The sequence below is a fragment of the Leptospira meyeri genome (genome assembly GCF_004368965.1).
GTDB classification, from domain to species: Bacteria; Spirochaetota; Leptospiria; order Leptospirales; family Leptospiraceae; genus Leptospira_A; species Leptospira_A meyeri.
This window is the reverse complement of the sequence record NZ_SORO01000003.1, coordinates 23,461-45,167: the sequence shown is the minus strand read 5'-3', so window position 1 is coordinate 45,167 and position 21,707 is coordinate 23,461. Positions and strand designations below refer to the sequence as shown.

General features: G+C 37.4%; 16 protein-coding genes. 7 read left to right on the top strand and 9 right to left on the bottom strand.

Annotated elements, in window-relative coordinates; all coding sequences use genetic code 11:
• Positions 1-6 precede the first annotated feature (6 nt).
• Positions 7-1,632: a murein biosynthesis integral membrane protein MurJ gene (gene murJ, locus CLV96_RS16270; RefSeq protein WP_004786213.1), complete on the top strand. Its 1,626-nt coding sequence runs from the start codon at positions 7-9 to the stop codon at positions 1,630-1,632.
• Positions 1,633-1,795: 163 nt separating this feature from the next.
• Here the strand turns inward: murJ and ileS are convergent, their stop codons facing one another.
• The 3 genes from ileS to CLV96_RS16255 are packed head-to-tail and all read right to left on the bottom strand — an operon-like array spanning position 1,796 to position 7,410.
• Positions 1,796-4,537, bottom strand: coding sequence for an isoleucine--tRNA ligase (gene ileS / locus CLV96_RS16265; RefSeq protein ID WP_004786231.1), 2,742 nt, complete (start codon positions 4,535-4,537; stop codon positions 1,796-1,798).
• A 58-nt stretch (positions 4,538-4,595) separates the two neighbouring features.
• On the bottom strand, positions 4,596-5,225 hold the full coding sequence (locus CLV96_RS16260; RefSeq protein ID WP_035982794.1) for a leucine-rich repeat domain-containing protein: 630 nt from the start codon (positions 5,223-5,225) through the stop codon (positions 4,596-4,598).
• A gap of 13 nt (positions 5,226-5,238) precedes the next feature.
• Complete coding sequence (locus CLV96_RS16255) at positions 5,239-7,410, bottom strand: hypothetical protein (RefSeq protein WP_040917304.1); 2,172 nt, start codon at positions 7,408-7,410, stop codon at positions 5,239-5,241.
• A 259-nt stretch (positions 7,411-7,669) separates the two neighbouring features.
• Here CLV96_RS16255 and CLV96_RS16250 point away from each other — a divergent pair, with 259 nt between their 5' ends.
• Both CLV96_RS16250 and CLV96_RS16245 read left to right on the top strand, forming a co-directional pair.
• Positions 7,670-9,199 carry a methyl-accepting chemotaxis protein gene (locus CLV96_RS16250; RefSeq protein ID WP_004786090.1) on the top strand — a complete coding sequence of 510 codons (1,530 nt, stop codon included), beginning with the start codon at positions 7,670-7,672 and terminating at the stop codon, positions 9,197-9,199.
• 64 nt (positions 9,200-9,263) lie between these two features.
• Entirely contained in the window at positions 9,264-9,749 is a 486-nt protein-coding gene (locus tag CLV96_RS16245) for a hypothetical protein (protein ID WP_004786653.1), read from the top strand.
• 6 nt (positions 9,750-9,755) lie between these two features.
• Here CLV96_RS16245 and speD read toward each other — a convergent pair whose 3' ends face one another.
• Positions 9,756-10,517, bottom strand: a complete 762-nt coding sequence (speD, locus tag CLV96_RS16240) for an adenosylmethionine decarboxylase (RefSeq protein WP_004784503.1) — start codon at positions 10,515-10,517, stop codon at positions 9,756-9,758.
• A gap of 81 nt (positions 10,518-10,598) precedes the next feature.
• Between speD and CLV96_RS16235 the strand changes: the two genes are divergently transcribed.
• Positions 10,599-12,230, top strand: a complete 1,632-nt coding sequence (locus CLV96_RS16235) for an alpha-glucosidase (RefSeq protein ID WP_208325423.1) — start codon at positions 10,599-10,601, stop codon at positions 12,228-12,230.
• Here CLV96_RS16235 and CLV96_RS16230 read toward each other — a convergent pair.
• The 4 genes from CLV96_RS16230 to CLV96_RS16215 form a co-directional block, all read right to left on the bottom strand.
• Entirely contained in the window at positions 12,219-12,512 is a 294-nt protein-coding gene (locus CLV96_RS16230; RefSeq protein ID WP_004785403.1) for an STAS domain-containing protein, read from the bottom strand. The two genes, CLV96_RS16235 and CLV96_RS16230, sit on opposite strands and share 12 nt — an antisense overlap.
• A 119-nt stretch (positions 12,513-12,631) precedes the next feature.
• A complete protein-coding gene (locus CLV96_RS16225; protein WP_004784533.1) occupies positions 12,632-13,390 on the bottom strand; it encodes a polyprenol monophosphomannose synthase in 759 nt (252 codons plus the stop codon).
• Between the two features lie 26 nt (positions 13,391-13,416).
• A complete protein-coding gene (locus CLV96_RS16220; RefSeq protein ID WP_004786628.1) occupies positions 13,417-13,731 on the bottom strand; it encodes a hypothetical protein in 315 nt (104 codons plus the stop codon).
• Positions 13,728-15,335, bottom strand: coding sequence for an ArnT family glycosyltransferase (locus CLV96_RS16215; protein WP_004784085.1), 1,608 nt, complete (start codon positions 15,333-15,335; stop codon positions 13,728-13,730). Before CLV96_RS16215 ends, CLV96_RS16220 begins: the two co-directional genes overlap by 4 nt.
• A gap of 1,425 nt (positions 15,336-16,760) precedes the next feature.
• On the opposite strand from CLV96_RS16215, the gene CLV96_RS16210 reads away from it, so the two are divergent.
• From CLV96_RS16210 to CLV96_RS16200, 3 genes are read left to right on the top strand one after another with little or no spacing between them, the layout of a single operon-like run.
• Positions 16,761-18,422, top strand: a complete 1,662-nt coding sequence (locus tag CLV96_RS16210) for a sulfatase-like hydrolase/transferase (RefSeq protein ID WP_243836521.1) — start codon at positions 16,761-16,763, stop codon at positions 18,420-18,422.
• Positions 18,410-19,393: a formylglycine-generating enzyme family protein gene (locus CLV96_RS16205; RefSeq protein ID WP_004784715.1), complete on the top strand. Its 984-nt coding sequence runs from the start codon at positions 18,410-18,412 to the stop codon at positions 19,391-19,393. Before CLV96_RS16210 ends, CLV96_RS16205 begins: the two co-directional genes overlap by 13 nt.
• Complete coding sequence (locus CLV96_RS16200) at positions 19,374-20,426, top strand: MBL fold metallo-hydrolase (protein ID WP_040917302.1); 1,053 nt, start codon at positions 19,374-19,376, stop codon at positions 20,424-20,426. Before CLV96_RS16205 ends, CLV96_RS16200 begins: the two co-directional genes overlap by 20 nt.
• Before the next feature lie 41 nt (positions 20,427-20,467).
• Here the strand turns inward: CLV96_RS16200 and CLV96_RS16195 are convergent, their stop codons facing one another.
• A complete protein-coding gene (locus CLV96_RS16195; protein WP_004786839.1) occupies positions 20,468-21,577 on the bottom strand; it encodes a hypothetical protein in 1,110 nt (369 codons plus the stop codon).
• Positions 21,578-21,707: the final 130 nt, after the last annotated feature.

Genomic DNA, 21,707 nt, shown 5'->3' with positions numbered 1-21,707 from the left:
GGTCTTATGACAAAACAAGCCAAGGGAAATGAGTCAAGTACCCGACGGTCACTTGCTCTTTCTTTTTACACTTTTTTATCCCGAATATTGGGTCTTGTCCGTGACCATTTTATGGCTGTTAGTTTTGGAACAGGTATGGTTGCCTCAGCCTTTAGCGTGGCTTACCGTCTTCCCAATATGTTTCGGAACTTACTTGCGGAAGGAACACTTAGCCAATCCTTTATGCCGATATTTTCTGAATATGAAAAGATAGGAGTTTTAGAAGCTCGTGTGATGGCAGGAACTGTTCTTAGTTTCCTTTTCCTTTGTTTGTCTTTATTTGTAGCTATGTTTTGGTTTTTTGCTGCTGGTTTTTTGCCGGCACTTGTGGGTGGGTCTCCTGAATATGGAGCACTAGTCGTTGAACTTTCGTTAGTTTTGTTTTTTCTCATTATGACTGCCAGTTTATCTTCGATTTTTATGTCGATTTCCAACTCTCATCATAATTATTTTGTACCTTCTCTCTCTCCCATCATTCTTAACTTTAGTTATTTGGTTGTTTTTGTTTTTATATTTCCTTTTTATCATGAGATTCGGGAAAAAGTATTTGTTCTTGCTTATGGAATTGTAACGGGAGGGGTTTTACAGCTTCTAGTCCAAGCTTGGTATGTTTACAAAAATGGATATGGCCCCATCTTTCGTTTGAATTTGAAACATCCAGCCATTCGTAAAATCTTTAAACTCATGTTACCGGCTGCCCTTGGAGGAAGTTTTTATCAAATCGGGCTTCTTGTAGATATTTTTTTAGCTAACTACATTCAGAACCAAAACCCAGGTCTTGGAGCAGTGGTGAGTTTGGATTATTCTCAAAGACTAGTACAACTTCCTACAGGAATCATTGGAGTGGCACTTGCGACTACCATTTTGCCTTCCCTATTGAAAGACCTTCGCGAAGGAAGAGAAGATAATGTTCCAAAAGAAATTTCCGATGTATTGGCATTCGCATTTTTTTTAACACTACCAGCAAGCGTTGGTTTGGCGGTTCTTGGGGAAACGGTTTTGGATTCGATATATTTCGGAGGGCGTTGGGACCACTTGGCTACGATCACTGCTTTTTATCCACTAGTCTTTTATTCTTTTGCGATTCCGTTTTATAGCATCAATAAAGTTTTGGTTTCTTCCTATTATGCTTTTTCTGACACAAAAACTCCCTTAAGAATCCAATTGGTATCTTTTTTCTTAAGTGTCCTCGTAAGTATTGGGCTTATGTTCTTTTTGAAACATTCTGCCATTGCTTTGGCCTCAGCTCTCAGTGCTTCTGTGACCTCTTCGTTATTATTGTATTATCTGAAATCCCATCAGGTAAAAATTCCTTTCCTTACTGTTTGGTTTCGCATTTTGAAAATGATGCCGGCCCTCTTTGGACTTTTCCTTTGGTTGGTTTTTTCTGAATGGGCAGTAAAACCCATCTTAGTTACCTATCTTTCCGATGGCTTAGGACTCGGTTTTGCAAATGTGAGTCGGATTTGTCTTGTGGTTTCCATTCTCCCTGCAGTGATCATCTATTTTGTTATGGCAGGAATTACTAAATTGCCGGAAGCAGATATTATATTGGGAAGGTTTTTTAGGAAGATTCGAAAAAAATCCACTTAAAGATTTTATCACCAAACTTTAGATTGTTGAAGCGATTTCTTTTGCATAGAGTACAAATCGTATAAGATAAAAAAAACGATGGCTGTTTGATTTTTTAAAAAACACCCATCGTTTTTTTTGTCTAGAGTTTGTTCTTTGCAGTTATTTTGACTGCAGTTTACTTTTAGAGTTTTGAAACCACATCTTCACAACGTTTACAAAGTTTTCCTTCTGTTTCGGAAACATGTCGCCAACATCTTGGACACTCATGATGGTGTGGTTTAAGGATTTGAATCGAAGCATTTTCTCCTTTCCATTCCGAGAACACTTCACCAATTTCCTTTTTATCGAAGGAAACTTCCGATACCACAAAGAATAGGCTTAGGTCGTCTTTGGAAAACTTTGTGTCTTTCAGGGTATCTCCAGAGATCAAAACTTCCGCCTCCAGTGACTTCCCGAGTTTTCCTAATTTCCTTGCTTCTTCTAATGCTTTTTGAACCACCTCTTTGGTTTCAAAGACTGGTATAAATTGGGATTCTAAGTCGGAATCAATCCAAGAAGATAAGTCTGAAAAATCAGAATAAAAAACAGAATCTTTTAACCCAAATTCTGTCCAAACTTCTTCTGTAGTGAAAGAAAGGATGGGGGCAAGAATTTTGGTTAAAGTTTCTAAAATAACGGCCAAAACATATTCAGATGACTTTCTTGTTTTTGAATTTTTACCATCACAGTACATTCTGTCCCGAATGATTTCAAAGTATTCTTGGGATAAATCTACCGTACAGAAAACTAAAACCCGATGATACACCAGGTGGAATTGGTAGTTCTCATACAATTTTTTGACATCTTCATTTAGTTTGGCCAATTTATGTAGGTAGAATTTATCAATTGATTCTATATCTTCTTTTTTTAGTTTCCAGCCAAGAACTTCTGCTTTAGTATTTCCTAATAGATAACGGAAGGTATTTCGGATTTTACGATAAGCTTCTGCTACCGTTTTGATGGAATCCTTTCCAATTTTGACATCGTCACGGAAATCTTGGGTAGAAACCCAAAGCCTAAGGATATCGGCTCCGTATTGGTTGATGATATCAGTTGTTGGATTGATCACGTTTCCGAGGGATTTGGACATGGCGTGGCCTTTTTCATCTAACACATATCCATGAGTGAGAACAGATTTGTAAGGAGGTCTTTTTCTGATCGCCATTGAAGGCCAAAGAGAAGATTGGAACCATCCTCTATGTTGGTCGGAACCTTCCAAATACAAATCAGCTGGTTCATGGTCAAGAGAATCACCAAACACAGCAAAGCTGGAAACTCCAGAATCAAACCAAACATCCAAAATGTCTTTGTCTTGTTTTAAATCATCTGATCCGCATTTCGTACAATTGGTTCCTTCTGGCAAAAGGTCTTTTGCATCTCTTTCATACCAAACTTCGATCCCTTCTTTTTTAACAATTTGGATAAAGTGTTTTATTGTTTTGTCGTCTAGGTGAGTGAATCCACAAGATTTACATGTAAAGGAAGGAATCGGGACTCCCCAGTTCCTTTGTCTCGACAAACACCAGTCAGGTCTAGATTCCACCATAGAACGGATACGAGTGATCCCCCAATCAGGAATCCATTGTACTTTGTCGATGGCCTTTAGGGACTCTTCTCTGAGACCTGCATGGTCGATGGAAAAAAACCATTGTGGAGTTGCACGAAAGATCAGCGGTTTTTTACTCCTCCAACTATGGGGATAGGAGTGAGTGAATTCTGAATAATGGACGAGTGCATTTTTTTCCTTTAGCAGTTCTACAATTTTTGGGTTGGCATCCCAAATTTTAATTCCTTTCATCATTTCGAATTCGTCCGTATAACGACCGTAATCATCGACTGGAGAAAGAGGAGGAAGACCTGCCGCCGTTCCCACACGATAGTCATCGGTTCCATGGCCTGGAGCGGTATGGACACAACCCGTTCCCGCATCCAAGGTGACATGATTTCCAAAGAGAGGAATAGATTCACGTTCGATAAACGGGTGTAAGAAGGTCATTTGTTTTAGGTCGGCACTGGACAAAGACTTGATCTTTGTGAGGGTGATTCCTGTTTTTTGTTCAACTGATTCTTTTAATCCATCGGCTAAGATCAATCTTCCGTGGGTATCGGATTGGAACAGAGAGTAGTCCAATTCTTCATTAAAACAAATTGCAAGGTTTGCGGGAAGTGTCCAAGGAGTAGTGGTCCAGATCAGGCAATAAGTATCGTTTTCGCCTTTTACTGCAAACTTTACATAGATAGAAGGGGATACATGATTTTGGTATTCGATCTCTGCTTCTGCGTGAGCTGTTGCCAAATCAATACACCAATACACAGGTTTTTTCCCTTTGTAGATATATCCTTTTTCAAATAAGGATCCAAATACTTCTACGATCCTTGCTTCAAATTCTGGAGCCATCGTTAGGTATTTGTTTCCTTCTTCCCAGAAACATAAAAAACGACTTAGGTCTTCGCCTTGTTTTCCAACAAATTCGGCTGCATACTCACGGCATTTTTTTCTAAGTTCACTAGGACTTGTGTTCCTTGCTTCTTTCCCAAGATTTTTTAACACCTGTACTTCGATGGGAAGACCGTGACAGTCCCAACCGGGAATCATATCGGTTTGAAAACCAGAAAGAGTTTTGGATTTAACAATGATATCTTTTAGAATTTTATTGAGAGAGTGGCCTACATGGAAATTTCCATTGGCATAAGGAGGTCCATCGTGTAAAACAAAGGAAGGTTTGGATTTACGAATTTCCTTCATCTTTTGGAAGACTTTTTTCTCCTTCCAAATTTTAATTTGACCTGGTTCACGATTTGCCAGGTCGGCTTTCATGGGAAAGTTGGTCTGTGGTAGGAGAACCGTTTTAGAATAGGGATTTTCCGTTTCTGGTTTGGCCATAGTAAGACCAATGTTTGTGGTCTAGGCCAAAGAGAAAACGGAAAAAATATCTGTAACTCTAGAGTTTGACTCTGACCTTAGGGAGTTCGTCCCGAAGCCTAACCACATCCGATTTTTCCAGAAGGGTTTTTTGTAAAACAAGTTGTTTGAGATGGTTTAACTTTGCCAGGTTTTTGGGGAGAGTTTTGTATTCTCGCATAAGGCTTAGATCAAGGATTTCCAAATGGGGGAGTGAAGCGATCACTTCTACATCAGCTTCTGTTAGTTGTACTTTGGTTTCATCCAGTGCCAGAGTTTTCAAATTTTGCAAACGGCCTATGACCAGCGGAATCTCTCGCAGTTCCGTTCTTCCGAGAAGGAGAACTTCGAGGTTTTCCAAATTCCCGATTTCTTCTGGTAAAGTTTGTAGGGGGTTTCCAAAAAGATTCAGGATCTTTAATTGTTTGAGGTTCCCAATTTCTTTTGGAAGTTCTTTTAGTGAATCGTATTGGAGAGTGAGTTCTTCTACCTTTGTCAAATTTCCAATCGATGTTGGTAAAACTCCAAATTCTTTGTTGGAAAGATTGAGGACACGGTCTTCTTTATGTTCTAAAATCCATTCTTCCGCATTTACTACTTTTTTATTACATTGTAAAACTAGAGAGGTGAGAAAAAGGAGCATTAGTGTTTTGTAAATAAAAGACTTCATAAAACCAGATTTGTCATTTCAGATATTTATTATAGCCAAATTCTAATTCTCGAATGATAAACTGAATGTAATCCATTTGGTCACGGTCTGATTTGTAGATACTTGCTTCTTTTCGATAGTATTCTGCGAGTTGGGTTCGAAATAAAATGGTGCGAAAGTCTGCTTTTGAAAGAATAAGTTCCTTAGGTCTATTTTTTAATTGAATGGCTTCGGGGATTTTCATCACCACTGAAATTTGTAAAATTGCATGTTCAATCTCTGCAACAATTTTGTTGGTATCTTTTTTTTGATCTACTGCTGGAAGTTGAGTTTTGATATCTTCCACGCAGTCTTCAATATGATTTCGTAAGCGTTTGAAATCATAAACTTTTTCAGCAATGCTATTGAACTTTTTAGGATAAATAAAACCTTCTGCTACTTTTGCGATCCCGAGTGATCGATTCTCTTTAGGAGAAGTGGTTGTTTGTTTTTCAGGCACTTGTTTTCTTTTTGTATCGTTTCTATAGAGGTAACCTAACGAAAGTCCTACAAGGAAACTAATGATAAAGCCACTCACAATGTATTCCAAAGAACCAAGGAACAAGGAAACTACAGTTGTTAAAGATGCTAATGCTAAAAAACTAAAAACTCCGATGGGCACATGAATTTTTTCTTGGAGAGCGGAAAAAGAGATCCGAGGTTCATTGGAAGTAATTTGGTTTTTATCCCGCTCTTCCTCGAATTCTTTTTCTGGAATTTCTTCTTTATCGATATTTTCATCGGATCGATTCTTTAAGATCACACGGATTTGGTCGAGTATCGGAAGTTCATTTCTATAATTCGAATCAGTTTTTGCCAATGTTAAGGTATTTGCTTCTACTTTAGAAAGTTTTTTTTGATCTAAGGCAAAGAGAATGTGGAAACTATCTTCTTTCATCACCAGACAACCATAGGTTTCAGAAAGGGATGAAACTATTTTAGATATGGCACTTGCGATTTCCTTTTCTGTTTTTAGGTCTAAGGATTTTATTTCTGCATTCAAATCTATTTTGGTAAGGGTGAGAGTATTTGCTGTGTTGTCTTCGATTTTGGTTCCCAAAAATTTGATGAGAGTTGTAACTGCTTCTTCGGCATCTTCTTTTTTTTGTTCTCGTAATCGTTTCGAAAGTTTATCTAAAATGATAAGGCTTTCTCTGATCGAAGAACTGACCCGTTTCCCTTCCTCCGTTGTGATTTTATCAAAAGGAAATTCTTCGATTAAAGCAGTCATTTGTGGGATAAGGTGACTTCCAACTTTGAGTAGTTCTTCTGTTTTGTTTGGAATTATAGTCTCAAGTTGGGTAAGCTTTTCTAAAAAACCAATATATTTATTTTCGTTAGCAATTCGTTTGAGATAGGGAAAGGAAAAATTTTTGAGTCCATCAAGTTGGACAACTAGATGGCGGGCATATTCTGGGTCATGTAATCCATTTGGTAAAATGAGATGATAACCTGGAATGATCTCCACAAGTTTGGCAGTTTCTTTTCCTCTTGTGATTACATCCTGGATAAAATCTTTCATGGGAATGTATCCAAAAGATTCCATAGTTTTCCGGATCATCAATTCGAGCTCTGTTTCGTAGCTGAGTTTGATTGGAAAAAAATAAGTATTTCCTTTTTGGTCCGTTCGAACTAAACTAGCCCCCGGATCTTCTTCTTCTAAAACAAATTCTCTATTTGCTCTATTTTTGAAAAGTAGATCGATTAGATCGATGCTATATTTAAAACAAGCACGACGAAAAGGAACAATATCCGTCTTCTCTCTGTTTTGTGGTGCTATCATGCTGATGCGCATCGCAAGTTTTTGATCAACCTGCAAAAAAAAGGGATAAAAATAAACTACTGGTTCTTTGTTGTGTTCCGTAAGACCAGCCAGTTCCTTAAATGCTTCGGTAATGGCTGACTGTGATCTATGTACTTCGGTGAGTTGTACTTGTTTGGAGAGCAATTCAGGAATGGAATCAACGGTCAAAAGAAGGGAGGGGGTGATTTCTGCGCTACCATGCATCTCGAGTCTTCTATGGCGCACTCGAAGTTCTTCCAATATGGCCTGAGAAGTCATCGAGTAACTGGCGATATTCTTAGGCAATTGGATGAAAAAGGAAGGATCTGTTGTGTCTCCTGTCAGTGGAGTTTCAGCATCTGAGGGATTTGAGAATGGTTCCAAAATATACCTTCCTTCTGCAAGTATCAAAATCTATTTTCGACAAAGCAAGAGAGAATTAGGGATTTCTTGGTTCCCATTTTGCAGAAGGTTCCAGAGGAGTTGAAGTAAATTCCCTATTTGTGTTTGTACGTAAAAACTTTATGGGATTTTTTTAATCAATAGAATATCTAAAATATTAAATTATCGAATTTTATGATCAGATAATTTATTGATTAGACTTCTTTCACTTTTTTTCGTCTATTAACATATGGATATTAGATTGGCAGCGGTTCTATCAGAACGCCAAAAAAAAGTAGATACATTTTTTCTTTGGGCCATTTTGGCCCACACTCCTCTTGTTTTTTTGCTCTCTTTAGGTTATGGTGCCACTACCGTTGTGACTCTTTCGGCAGTGGTAATTTCATTTGTCTCTTTTCTTTTTTATAAGATTGCTCGCGGTACTTTTTTCCTCCGGGCCTGGAACGGTGCGACGCTTATGATGTTTAGTGCATTGATGATTCAGGCTCAGTTTGGTCGAATCGAGATGCACTTTCATGTATTTAGTGCTCTTGCCATTTTGTTTGTTTACGAAGATTGGAGGGTATTGCTTGTTGCTGCTCTTACGATCGCCGTACACCACTTAGTTGGAAATTATGTCCAGGAATTTGGAACGGTTATATTTGGTACAAAGGTAATTGTTTATAGTTATGGAACAGGACTTGAGATCGTTCTGACCCATGCTCTTTTTGTTGTGTTTGAAACAGGCATACTAATTTACTTTTCCATTCGTTCCGTTCTAGAATTAAAAAAACAAATCGAAGCTCAGACCAATTTGGAAACAGTGATTGCCGGGGTTACGGCGGCTCTGGATGAAGTTTCTTCTGGGACAAAAACATTTATAGAAAATTCCAATTTACTCGCTAAAAAGGTAGAGGAATTTCAAACTTCGTTTCAAACCCAATCCTCATCGATTGAAGCAATTTCTGCTGCCACAGAAGAAACAGCTGCATCGAGCCAATTGATTTTAGAAGGATCCAACCGCCAAATCGGTGAAGTGAAAACTGTAGAAGAGTTGAATCGAAATTTATTTAGTTTGAGTGAAGGATTTGTTACCTCGCTCGAAGTGATGCGTTCCAAAATCCAAGAGTCAGCGGACAGTGTGAAAAAAACTGAAACCGAATTTACTGGTCTTTACCAATCAATGGAAGTTGCTGTGGACGATTCCGAAAAAATGGAAGAGATTTTGGAATTAATTTCAGATATAGCTGAAAAAGTCAACTTACTATCGTTAAATGCATCGATTGAAGCTGCTCGTGCGGGTGATGCAGGTCGAGGATTTGCTGTAGTTGCTTCTGAAATTTCTAAACTTGCAGATTCAACGGCAGAAGCTACTAAAAACATTTCATCTATCTCAGGAAAAATCAAGTCAGCCATTCAAGTGAGTTTCAAACAATCCAATCAAATCAATCAAACCGTCCAAAGTTTTGTGAAGTCCATCTTATCTTCAGAAGAAGGGATGCGAGAACTTACAGTAAAAATTACCGGAACTCTTTCTGCTTTTGAAAAACAAGAACAAGCTTTACTTACTTTGGATCAGATTGCGCAAGAAATGCAAGTTTCGAGTAAAGAACAATCGACAAGTATGGATGAAATTTCGAATTCCATCCTTGACTTAAATGTAAAAACACAAACCAATTTAGGAACTTGTGGAAATATGATTGGTCTCATTGATAAAGGAAATGTGATTTTCAATGGTTTAAAGGATTCAGTAGAAACCTTGGCGGCCATTATCGAAGATGAAAAATCCTAATCCAGTTCTCTTAAGATTCCTAGTTTTTGGTTTTGCGATCTTATTACTATTGGGAATGAGTTATTTGATCACAACTCTAGGTGGAAAATTTCGATTTGTAGATTGTCCTTTCTGCACAGAAAAATTTTCTAAAGAACCGAATGATACTTGGGTTTGGATTTATCCAGGCCTTGTGGGCTGTGGGAAAAAATGTCCTTTAGCTCTTGAAGCCCTTCGTAGTTTTAAAGAGAGATTTCCTGAAATCCCCTCATCCTTTTATTTTTTAGTAACCGATCCAAATGAGTCGGAAGAGGCCATTCACTCTTATTTAGCATATTACCAAAAAAGTTTAGAGATCCAAGCACTAAGGCCAGAAACAGATGACGAGATAGGATTTTATCGAAAGTTAGGTGCTTATATGCCGGTTCACCCTTCTTTAAAAAAAAGAGACGAACACGGAACTCAATTTTTTTTAGTTCCACCCAACCGCAAAATTATGTTTTTAATTCCGAAATTGGGTGAGAAGGAATGGATAGATATCAGGAAAGAGATAGAATCAAATTCCAGGTAACAAACGTTAATGGATCATGTGGTAAACTTCTTTCATTTCTTCTCTGAGAAGTTTCATTTTGTTTGGAACATCTGGATGGGAAATATCTGCCGGATTGAGTAAATAGTTCTCGGGTCCAAGTTCTCGAATCATCATTTTTGTTTGCCAAGTATTATCTTGTGGCATATTGATATCGGAAAGGAAAGTATAGTTTCTTTTGATTTCTGGTTTCACAAAATCCAAAATCGAATTGAAATGGTGGTCGTTATAAATTTTTCTTCCGTCCGCTAAACGAGTGTATCCGCGAACAACATAATCAATATAAACCACATCGCATTCAAAGGCCTCAAATAAAAAATTAATGGAGTCGAGTGGAATGATCTCACCACAAGTAGAAATATCAATGTCTACTCGGAAGGAACAAATTCCGTCAGGATCTGCGGCATCGGGATAGGTATGTACAGTGATATGTGATTTGTCTAAGTGCATACTGACCTGTGCCGTTGGGATGGGATTGCCGCCACCTTTGACATCACTCATCAGAACCATAGCAGAAGCACCTACAGGATCGTAGTCTTGTGCAGAGACAGAGAGGATATTGGCATCAATTCGTTTGACAATCTCTTTTGAGATTTCTGTAATTTTGCTAGCATTGTATTTGTCGTGGATATAACTTACGTATCTACCTTTTTGTTCGTCATCCAAAGTGATGCAAAAATCGTAGAGGTTAAAACTCAAAACTTTTGTCAGATTGTTGAAACCGGAAAGTTTGATTTTTTCTTTATCCATTGCTACCTGCTTGTATAAAGAACAGAAATTCGGTATTTAGGTAAGAGGCAACTGAAATAACGAGAAAGTTTTAGAAAAGTCATGGAAAACAAAATGGAATGGTGGAAACAAACTTCAATTTATCAAATTTACCCTTGGTCCTTTCAGGATTCCAATGGAGATGGAATCGGCGATTTACAAGGGATTCTTGGGCGTTTGGACCAAATTCGTGACTTGGGTGTCGAAACCATTTGGTTCTCGCCTTTTTACAGAAGCCCAGGCGAAGATTTTGGATATGATATTTCCGACTATACCGCCATTGACCCTCGATTTGGGACGATGGAGGACTGCGACAAACTCATTAAAGAAATCCACAAACGGAAGATGCGAGTTGTTTTGGATATGGTGATGAACCATACTTCTGACAAACACCCTTGGTTTTTAGAATCCAAATCTTCTAAAGAGAACCCGAAAAGGGATTTTTATATTTGGAAGAAGGGGAGCCAAAAGAAGCCGAACAATTGGATTTCAATGGTAGGGACATCTGGTTGGAACTACGACAAAACCACGGACGAATACTATTATAGTAATTTTTTATCCTTTCAGCCAGATCTTAATTACAGAAACCCCAAAGTAAAAAAAACCATGTTTGGAGTTTTGGATTTTTGGTTAGAGAAAGGTGTGGATGGATTTCGACTGGATATCTTTAACTCCATTTATAAAGATGAAAGTTTTAAGGACAATCCATTCAGCTTTCGGTATTTCCCCACACCAGATAACCATGATGAGGCGTTTTTTCAGAAAAAAACTTATAATCTCAATCTACCAGAATCTTTTCAATTTGCAAAGGAAGTTCGAAAACATATTTCCAAGTACAAACAAAAACCATTTCTTATTGGAGAAGTGAGTGGGTCGGATAAAGTTTTAAAATCCTTTTTAGGGGAAAAAGCTGATGGCCTCAATTTGGTATTTCAATTTGAACTAATTCACTTTGATTATCATGCAAAGTTTTTTAAAGATCTTTTAGAAAAAAACGAAAAAGAATTTCAGGCACCGCTAACTCCTACTTATGTTTTGGGTAACCATGACCAAAGGCGTTTTATCGATCGGTTAGGTGGTGATATCAGAAAGGCAAAGGTTCTTTCTGCCTTCCAGTTTTTGGCTAGGGGAATTCCTGTTGTATATTATGGAGATGAAATTGGTAGGAAAGAAGGCCGGATTTCCAGTTTCCTCGGAAAAGATCCTATTGCCAAAATGAATCGTTTTGTTCCTTTATTTTTATCCAATCTTCTCGGGATTTATATCAATAGAGACAATTGCCGTTTGCCTATGTTATGGGATACGGATGAAAATGCAGGGTTTTCAAAAGGAAAACCTTGGTTACCTGTTGGTAAATTCAAACCTTCGGATACAGTCAGTGGACAAAGGAAAGATAAAAATTCTCTTTGGAGTCATTATCAGTCTCTCTTCCATTTAAGAAAAGGATCTGCAGTTTTAAAAGAGGGAAGTCTGAAAACTAAGTCTACTGGTCAGGACGAGTGGCTGTGTTTTGAAAGGATTCTCGGAGACAAAGTAATTACTGTATATTTGAATTTTGGAGAGAAAGATGGAAAAGAAACATTTTTAAAAGGATCTAAGGTATTGTATCAGTTTGGAGGTGCAATGATTTTAGGGGATGTATTACAGTTGCCGGCTCATTCTGGTCTTGTTTTAGAATCCAAATCAAAGAAGTAAATGAGCATTGAGATTTAGAATTCTTAAAATCTTTTGAATCTGTGGGTTGACATTGATGAGTAATAGTCTTACACCTTTTTTTCCATAGATCATCTTTTTGTATAAAAGGAGTCCTAATACGGATGAGGAAACCTCCTCTACATTGGAGAAATCTAAGTAGAGAGAGGTAACCCCTTTTTCAAAGATATTTGTCATATCTTCTTCTAAACTTGCTGCCGAGTAAACGTCCAGTCGATTAGACTCAATTCGATAACAACCTTCCTCTAGCGTTTTTGTCACCATGTTTTCCCTCACAAAACAATGGACGGTAAAAGCAAAAAATACCTTAGGGTTTGGAAAAGAAAAACGATTCGAAATATTTTTTATATCTCTATTTTTTTCAAAATCTCCCTAAAGTTTGGTTATGGATGGATATGTGAATTTCTTCTTTTGGAACGGAACTGAAAAGAGTGCGAGGACCTCCACTGATTCCATTTAATCGAAATTAGGTCCCAGATGAAATAAAAGATTACTCCGGAATCAAGTTTTGATTGTCCCCAAGTACGAAGACCAAAAGTATACCCAACCTCTGCGATTTTTTCCGTACGAACTGAACCCAAAATTTCAAATAAAATTTTATAACCTCTTGGATGAAGTTTTTCTTTGGTCTCTAAATAAATGGACTTTCGAATACCAAAGAATCCACTCATGGGATCCGAAATTGGAACAGGAAACAACCATTCCGAGATTTTAGTTGCAAATTGGCTTGCTAACTTTCTAAGAATGGGAAAATTTCCATATCCACCATCGGCACTTCGACGTGTCGCAACAACAATATCGTTTTCATTTAATAACCGGATCACATCTGGAATTTTGGTGTAGTCGTGTTGAAAGTCAGCATCCACAACCACTAAATTATCACCTTCGGCTTTTTCATATCCGTAAGTGACAGCAGAGCTCAATCCTCTTTCTGTCGTTCGGACAAAAGGTTTGATTCGTTTGTCGTATTCCGCAAGGACTTTGGCGACTTCAAAAGTTCCATCCGGGGAGTTATCATCCACGATGACAATTTCAAAGTCTAAAGATTCTTTTTCTAAAATTTTAGAAATGGTTTCTGCGCAGTTTTTGATATTACCGGCTTCGTTATAAGTTGGGAGTATAATGCTTGTTTTATTTTGCATGACTGGTCATTTAACTTCTTTTGTTTTTAAAAAAGCCCCTTTGTTTGATTTTTGATACATAACTCACCACTTTCACAAGAGGCTGCAATTGCTTTGGAACACTCACCAAACAATTGGAATTGTTTGGTGCAAAGAATTTCGCAGGCAAATTGGTACATCTTTGGATCTTGTAATTGTCTTTGGTCGTCCTTTAAACAATGACTTGCCTTTTCACATAGAACTTTGCATTCCGATGATTGTTCTAGTTTTGCCTTTTGTCCAAATTTCGGAGCATTGTCTTTGGAGAAGTCCCAAAGAGTAACGATTGCTAAAAGCAAAAGAAGGAATCCGTATTTTTTCATAGATTTTCCTCCTTTTTCCAAACACTCACTTCCGATTGGAAAGAGCGTTTGTCCATTTTTAATAAGGCTTTTATTGTTTGATTTGAATCTATGTTCAAATGTTGTTTCCATTGAAACCAAGAAGAATCCTTTTTCCATTCTTCTCCAAAACTTGTTTCTTGAAATGCCACCATGACGGTGCTTGCGGAACAGGTTTCGCGATATGTGAGAGGTAATGCGAAGTTTACTTTTGAACTTTTTAGTTTGTTTTGTACATCCATAGCAGTCCAAGGATTTTCTGCGATGACACAGATTTCTTTTCCTTCTAAACCAATGAGTTGTTTTGTGATATCAGGATCAGCCATTGGCCGGATAAGAAAAAACATTGTGATTGGAACAAGAAGGAGTTGAGGTATTAAGATTCCATAAAAACGAAACTTTTCATTTTGAAATGCGTAGATGGCACTAATAGAAACGATAATTCCTGAAAGTGACACTAAAAATAATAGAGGAAGTCTTAGGATGATCGCAATCGCAACAAACAGAAAGTAAATAAAAGGTATTGAGAATTGATTTAGTTTCGAAAGAATTAAAGTATTCCAGTTTGTTTTTTTGATAGCTGGTAGTAAAAATAGTAAAGTAACAAATGGAGTTACGTAATAAGGATCTTTGCGATTGGGTAATAAATGAAAAATTGTAACAAGTAACAAAAATACAACTACTACCATGGACCAAACTTGGTTTTTTTGATTTGTTGATTTTTTAATGGTCAACCAAGTGATATGCAAAAGTGGAATGGTAAAAGGAATTGTGTAGAGAAGCCAACCTCCCCATATTCTAAGCCCGGATTGGTTGGCTGCATAAAATTTTCCCATGTTCTCTGTAATAAAAAAGAAACGTAACAATTCTTTTCCCGAGGTTGTAAATAAATACAAATAAGAAATCCAAAGCAAGGGAATGATGAAGGAAAGTGAAAACAAAATAATCGTTTGTTTTTCTTCTTGTAGCGGCTTGAAAAAAATATGAAATTGACCCTTCCTGATTCGAATCATTTTTACATACAGATAACTAAGTAAAAATAAAACAATATAGATATGAAGGATAGGCCCTTTGAGTAGATATCCAAAACCAATCAAAAAACTTCCTAAAACTAGATAAACTTGATTCTTTGTTTTTTTTGTTTGATAAAACAGAAATATATAGAGGAGGGTGAAAAACACCATCGCACCTTCCATCATCAATATTCCAAAGAATTTTAGTGAAAGAAAAGAAAATGCAAAGGCCAACGTTGCAAGTTTTGTTTCTTTTGGCGATTTGCTAAAGGATAGATACAACTTATAAAACAGACCTAGAGTTCCAAGTCCTAAGACAAAAGAAACAAATCGTTCTGCAAAATAGCCGATTCCAAAGATTTTATCAAAGAACATCCCCATCCAGAAAAGAAGTGGTGGTTTGTAAGGGTTTGGAAGCCCAGATAAAACAGGTAAGGTATAACTTCCCGCTTCCAAACTTTCTCGAATGGAGCGAATGTGCATAATTTCGTCACCCTGTGGGAAGGCGGCATCGGGAATACCGAGGGTTGTGGCGAAAATTACAGAAAGAATCAAAAGTAGAATAAAAAACATTTCGCCCCTTTTCTCCATAAACGAAGATACTGACTGGTCAGTCAATGTATTTTAATTTTAAATAACGAATGATTTTTTTTAAAAAACTAGGTTTTTATTGGGTTTAGACTTGTTTTCCGTATTGGGAATGATTCTCAAATGTTTTTAAAAGAAGCAAGTTCTAGGTAGGGTGTAAATTTGGATTGGGTGTTCGTTTATGAACAGTATTTACTTATGGGTTGTATTTTTAGAAAACTACTCAGGCTTGATGTTTTTACTTTGACATCTTGTATATGCCACGTTGGAGTTTTGAAGTGATAAGGTTGTTTTTCGTTGTCTTGATTCTGACTTCTGTTAATTGTGAGTCCAGTCGAGATAAATGTTATGAAGATTTGATCCCGATTATAAATCATTTTGTGAAAGCATCGTCATTGGTTATGGATCAGCAGAAAATAATCTAGAAAGGGAAAAAATTCAAAATCTTTCTCTTGTCACTTGTTTACTTGGAAGTTTTCAGAACAAAAAATGTAAAAAAGAAAGAAATTGGGATATTGTAGATATATTCTAAATTTTCGGAAATGGACACTGTGTATTTCACAGGACTTAGGATATAAAATATTCTATTTGGTTTTCCAATAGACAAATTCGTAAAAAGGAATATAAGTAACTTTCTAAAATACCTTTTAATCTCTTTTATACTTTTGACAGAAAATGGTTATTTTTCGATGACTACCTATGCGGATTGTAATCGGCTTAATAGGGAAAGGCAATTAAGTTTAGGTTTGACTATGATTGGCAATTCGGATAAAGCAGAAGGCTTTTTGAATGGTTATTTATTATGTGATCAAAATCGCTCTGAATTTTGTGAATAATCATTGATCTAATGATTATTCACAATGGATATATAAATATAGTAGTCTTTTTGAACGTTCACATAGCTCGCATTAGGTGTCTATTTTTCATCTTTCTATTTCTCAATTCTCGGCAATCATCCAAAAAAACTAATCGGAGGGGTCTAATTCATTCATATTTCTACTTTTAAATCCTTCTTTTCTGAACAATTGCCCGCGAGCGGGATACGGCGGGCTTGGTCTGCCAAAGGCAGACGGGAGCGAATGCGCACCCCGGAGTAGCCCAGTCCCGAATATCAAAAAAAGGATAATCGCCAAGCGGAAGTTATGCTTTGATTAAGTGTTCTGTTCGGGACTCGCCCAAATCATTGATGCCTGAATGGTTTATCTGTAATGTTCAGATTTGTAACTTTCCTGGATTATTATACATTCAAATATCCACAAAGTGATGCGTTGTTTAATTCATTGTTCGAATTTTCATTGGACTGGATGGATTTGAGAATTTTTGACTTATGAAAAAACCTGGCTCCCACTTAACTCTTGGCTTGTTGGTTCGAGATGGATTAGTTTCATTCAGAGGACATTTGTTTTTTTGATGAAACTTTTTAAAATTCTAATTTCTAGCTTTTTTGTTCTTTTTATCATTCTTGGTATACTTTATTATAATCGTTTGCTTTTACTTCGTTATTCACTTGGTTGGATCACAGACATTCGCCATCCTAGAGAGCCGAACCATCCAGTGCCATGGCTTGCGGGGCCAGAGATTCCTAACGGAACACTAAAAAGGCGCCCACCAAATGTCATCGTGATTATGGCAGATGATTTAGGTTTTAATGATGTCACTACGTATGGTGGTGGTTATGCGGATCTTGGTGTACCTACACCTAATATTGATTCCATTGCGAAAGACGGAGTAAGATTTGATTCTGGGTATTCAGGCAGTGCAGTTTGTACGGTTTCTCGTGCTGCTCTTATGACAGGTAGGTATCCCTCTCGTTTTGGAGTCGAATTTACACCGACACCAGGTGCTCTAGCAAGAGTGGGCGCTGATTTGTATGCGGATCCAAATCGTTTGTATCCTGTTGTGATTGATAAAGAAAAGGCTGAAAAGTCCAAAAGTTTTAATGAGTTAGGGATGCCTGGTTCGGAAATTACCATTGCCGAAGTTTTGAAAGAACGAGGTTACCATTCTGTTCATATTGGGAAATGGCATTTGGGAAGTACAGAAGAGATGCGACCCAACAAACAGGGATTTGATGAATCACTATTTATGGAGAGTGGTTTGTATCTTCCTGTTGATGATCCCAATGTTTACAATGCGAAACAAGACTTTGATCCTATTGATCGGTTTTTATGGCCTAATATGCGGTTTGGTGTGAGTTATAATGGTGGTAAGTGGTTTGAACCCAGTCGGTATTTGACCGATTATTTTACGGATGAAGCCGTTAAGGTAATCAAAACAAACAAACATAGGCCTTTCTTTTTATTTTTAGCGCACTGGGCCGTGCACACTCCCTTACAAGCAAGTAAAGAAGATTATGATGCTCTTTCGCATATCAAAGATCATCGGAAACGAGTGTATTTGAGTATGATTCGTTCCCTTGACCGCAGTGTTGGAAAAATATTGGCTTCCCTAAAGGAAGAAGGTTTGGATGAAAACACGATTGTGATTTTTACAAGTGATAATGGAGCTCCTAATTATATTGGACTCCCTGATGTGAATTCGCCGTATCGTGGTTGGAAACTGACTCTCTTTCAAGGTGGGATTCGTGTTCCTTATGTGGCGAAGTGGCCAGGCCATATCAAACCCGGAACAAAATACCAAAATGCAATTACAAATATTGATATTTTGCCTACTGTCGCAAATGCAGCTGGCATTAAACTACCGTTAGATAGAGAGATTGATGGTGTGAATCTTCTACCTTATTTAAAAGGCCAGGCAATCCAAAAACCAAGACCACTTTTTTGGAGTGATGGTTACTACCAAACGGTTCAAGCAGATGGCTGGAAATTGATTCGGACAGAACGTCCGAAAAAGAAATGGTTATTTCATTTGGATGCAGATCCTTTGGAAAAGAAAAATGTTGTTTCTCTATTTCCTGATCAGTTGGTGAAGTTAGAAGGTTTATTAGATCATTATAACAAACAAATGCCGAAACCACTTTGGCCATCGTTCATTGAATTTCCTGTTTCGATTGATAAAACTTTGGATCAAAAACAGGAAGTCGATGATGAATATACCTATTGGGTGAATTGATTTTATCACCTAACATGAAATTGTCGATATCAATTTTATTTTGTTTACTTTGGCAGTGTTCACTCATTCAAAATCATTTTGGAACCAAGAGTTTTTGTCATTATACGAAATCAAATGAGAATCCTAGTCTCTCTGGAATGGTCCTTGTTCCTTCTGGAAACTTTGAAAAAGGATCCAATGTTTATCCTGAAGAGTCACCAATTTATAACACCACAGTATCGGAATTTTGGATGGATGAAACAGAAGTTACCAATGATGAGTTTGCAAAATTTGTTTGGGAGACAGGTTATCAAACAGAAGCTGAGACTAATTTGAAACCAAACTCGGAAGAGGTGAACCTTGAACATTATCAACCAGGTGCTGTTGTCTTTCAGAAACCTTCAAACCAAGGTAAAATCAATTCTCATTTAGAATGGTGGAGTTATGTTCCTGGAACCAATTGGCGTCATCCCGATGGACCATATTCTTCCATCGAAGGAAAAGGATCCTATCCAGTCGTTGCAGTGAGTTATCAGGATGCAAATTCATACGCAAAATGGAAAGGGCGCACATTACCAACAGAGGTGGAATGGGAATGGGCAGCCGCAAATGGAAGTAGGGAAGAAGCCAATACATGGCAGGGTGAATTTCCTTTCTTAGATGAAGGGAAAGATGGGTTTACGGGGATTGCACCTGTTGGTTGTTTTGCGAAAAATAAATTTGGTCTCTATGATATGATCGGAAATGTTTGGGAATACACTGCCGATCCATGGCCAGTGGATCAAACTTTAGACAAATCAAAATACCATATCATCAAAGGTGGTTCTTATCTTTGTTCGCCAAACTATTGCAAACGATATAGGGCTCAAGCAAAACAACCACAAGAGGACAGGTTGGCGAGTAACCATATAGGCTTTCGAACAATCATTCGCACTCATTTCAATGCATTCAAAAAAAACGAAAGGAAAAATTATGAAGTTAAACCAAACTAAAGCACTCTATTGCAAGATTCTATTCTTGTCTCTATGTTCACTCACACTTTCTTGTTCTTGGGATCGTTTTGTCCTCAGTCGTGTCAACGAAAGTACAGCGGTAAAGGCCAAAGTAGCAAAAGAACTTTTTGACAAGGATAAAATTACCATTGTCCTTACAGGTACGGGTTCTCCGCTTCCTTCGGAAAGCATTCAAAATTCTACAGCCATCTTTGTGAATGGTCAGTTTTTGTTATTTGATGCGGGAGATGGTGTTGCCATGGCGATGGAAAAGTTAAACCTACCTGTATCTGAAATCAGTGCTGTTTTTATTACGCATTTCCATTCGGATCATTTTGCTGACTTAGGAGAAGTGATTGATCGCAGTTGGTTACTGGGAAGGCAAAAACCACTGACAGTGCATGGGCCCAAAGGAATTACGGATCTTGTAAATGGATTTTTAAAGAGTTATCAATCGGAATACTATTACCGCACAAAACATCACGGAGAGGCGGTTATGCCATCGCAGTGGAAAGGTGCCAAAACAAATGAGTTTGCTCCTAAATCAGATGGATCTTCTAAAATCGTTTATGAAAAAGATGGAGTTGTGGTTCATGCTTTTTTTGTAAACCATGTGCCAGTGGAACCTGCTGTTGGTTACAAGATTGAGTATAAGGGTAAGTCAATTGTGATTTCTGGTGATACGGCAGACTCGGAATTTTTAAAGAAACAATCCTTTGGTGTGGATTATTTGATTTCGGAAGTGATGAACAAATCAATGATTGCAAAAGTTGAAAAAGCTTATGAATCGATAGATCATGATCGATTTAGAAAAATTATGAAAGATATTCAGTTGTATCATATTGATGCTACAGAGCTCGGAAATTTGGCGGAAGAAGCAAAAGTAAAAACTTTGGTATTAACTCATATGATTCCCTTTGTAAAAGGATATATCCAAACCAAAGCAATTTATAAAGATCCAATAAAGAAAGTGTATCATGGAGATTTGATCATTGCGCACGATGGCAAAAGAATTGAAATTCCTTTACCATGATCGATATAAGCTTGTAACTTCCTGGGTGATTGGTTCTTATATTAAAACAAATAAGTAAATGTAGGGCCAATTTCCCAACCACGTAAACTAAGTGGATTGATTTCTGCTTCCGCATAGACCCCACCAGCTGTAATTCCAAAATACTTACTTAAAAATACAGTGACAGATCCTCTTACTTCCCATGCTGCCAGAATTGGATTTCGTCTCACATCAGATCTTAGAAATAAAAACTTATAAGGATTGTACTGTAGCCTTAAACCAACATTTCCAAATTCCTTTTCTATTGAATTGTATAGGGGGAGTGCATATGCACTTCCGAGTCCTTTGTAGGCCCATGCATTGCCGATGGCTTCTGGGTCGGATGGTAAAAGCAAATTGTCTGATCTTTGTGTTATTCCTACTGTAGAAAATACATTTGCATAAAACCTTGCATCACGGTATTGGAAGTAGGGTTCAATTTCCCAGTTTTTGAAATAATTAAATTTAAAACCAAGTGAATAAATATTTATTTTCATACTGTCATTCACTTGGATTTTTGGGAAGGCAACATAATGATTTGATACATTCGTTGTTTCTAATACATTGTTCCACTCATAATTTCCAGTTCTTAAAAACTGCCGAACGGAAAATACTGCGGAAACTAAATCAGAAATTTTTTGTGTATAATCAACTCGAATATTTCTGACCACATGTTCTGAAGCCGAATCAAAGGATTGTATGGGAACTAATCCTTGATTCGCTGGGGACATTTTTAAGTCAATCGATGTATATCCATAAGCAAACAACCATTTGTCGTTAGTCAAAGTAAAAACTGTCCCTTGGTTGGTTCCAGATCCTTCGGAAGGAAAATTGGTCGTACCTGCATTGGTGAGTCCTGTTTTTTTCCCAATTCCCGGATTGGTAAGAAGTCCTGTATTTGGATCTCGGTGAGCGAAGGGAATATTGGGATTGGTTTGGATTTCTGCCTTTCCAGCACCTGCATAGAAGAGAAGTCGCCATCTTTCTTTGTCTAGAGTTTCCTCCGTTTGTTTGGGATTTTGAGTTTCTGTTGTTGTTTGGGGGGAAATCGGTACCTCTTTTGTCGTAGATTGAGCCAAAAGCGGTGATATTGCGAGTAAGGAAAGGAATAAGCTCCATCGAACTAGTTTCATAGGGTCTCTCATCAGTGTTTTGGACACTGTTCGCTAAAGACCACATTTGGGTAGATTGAAATCTGCTATTACAGAAGTATTTCCAATATATTGTATTTAATGCTTAGTTCCTAGATAGGAATTTATCATT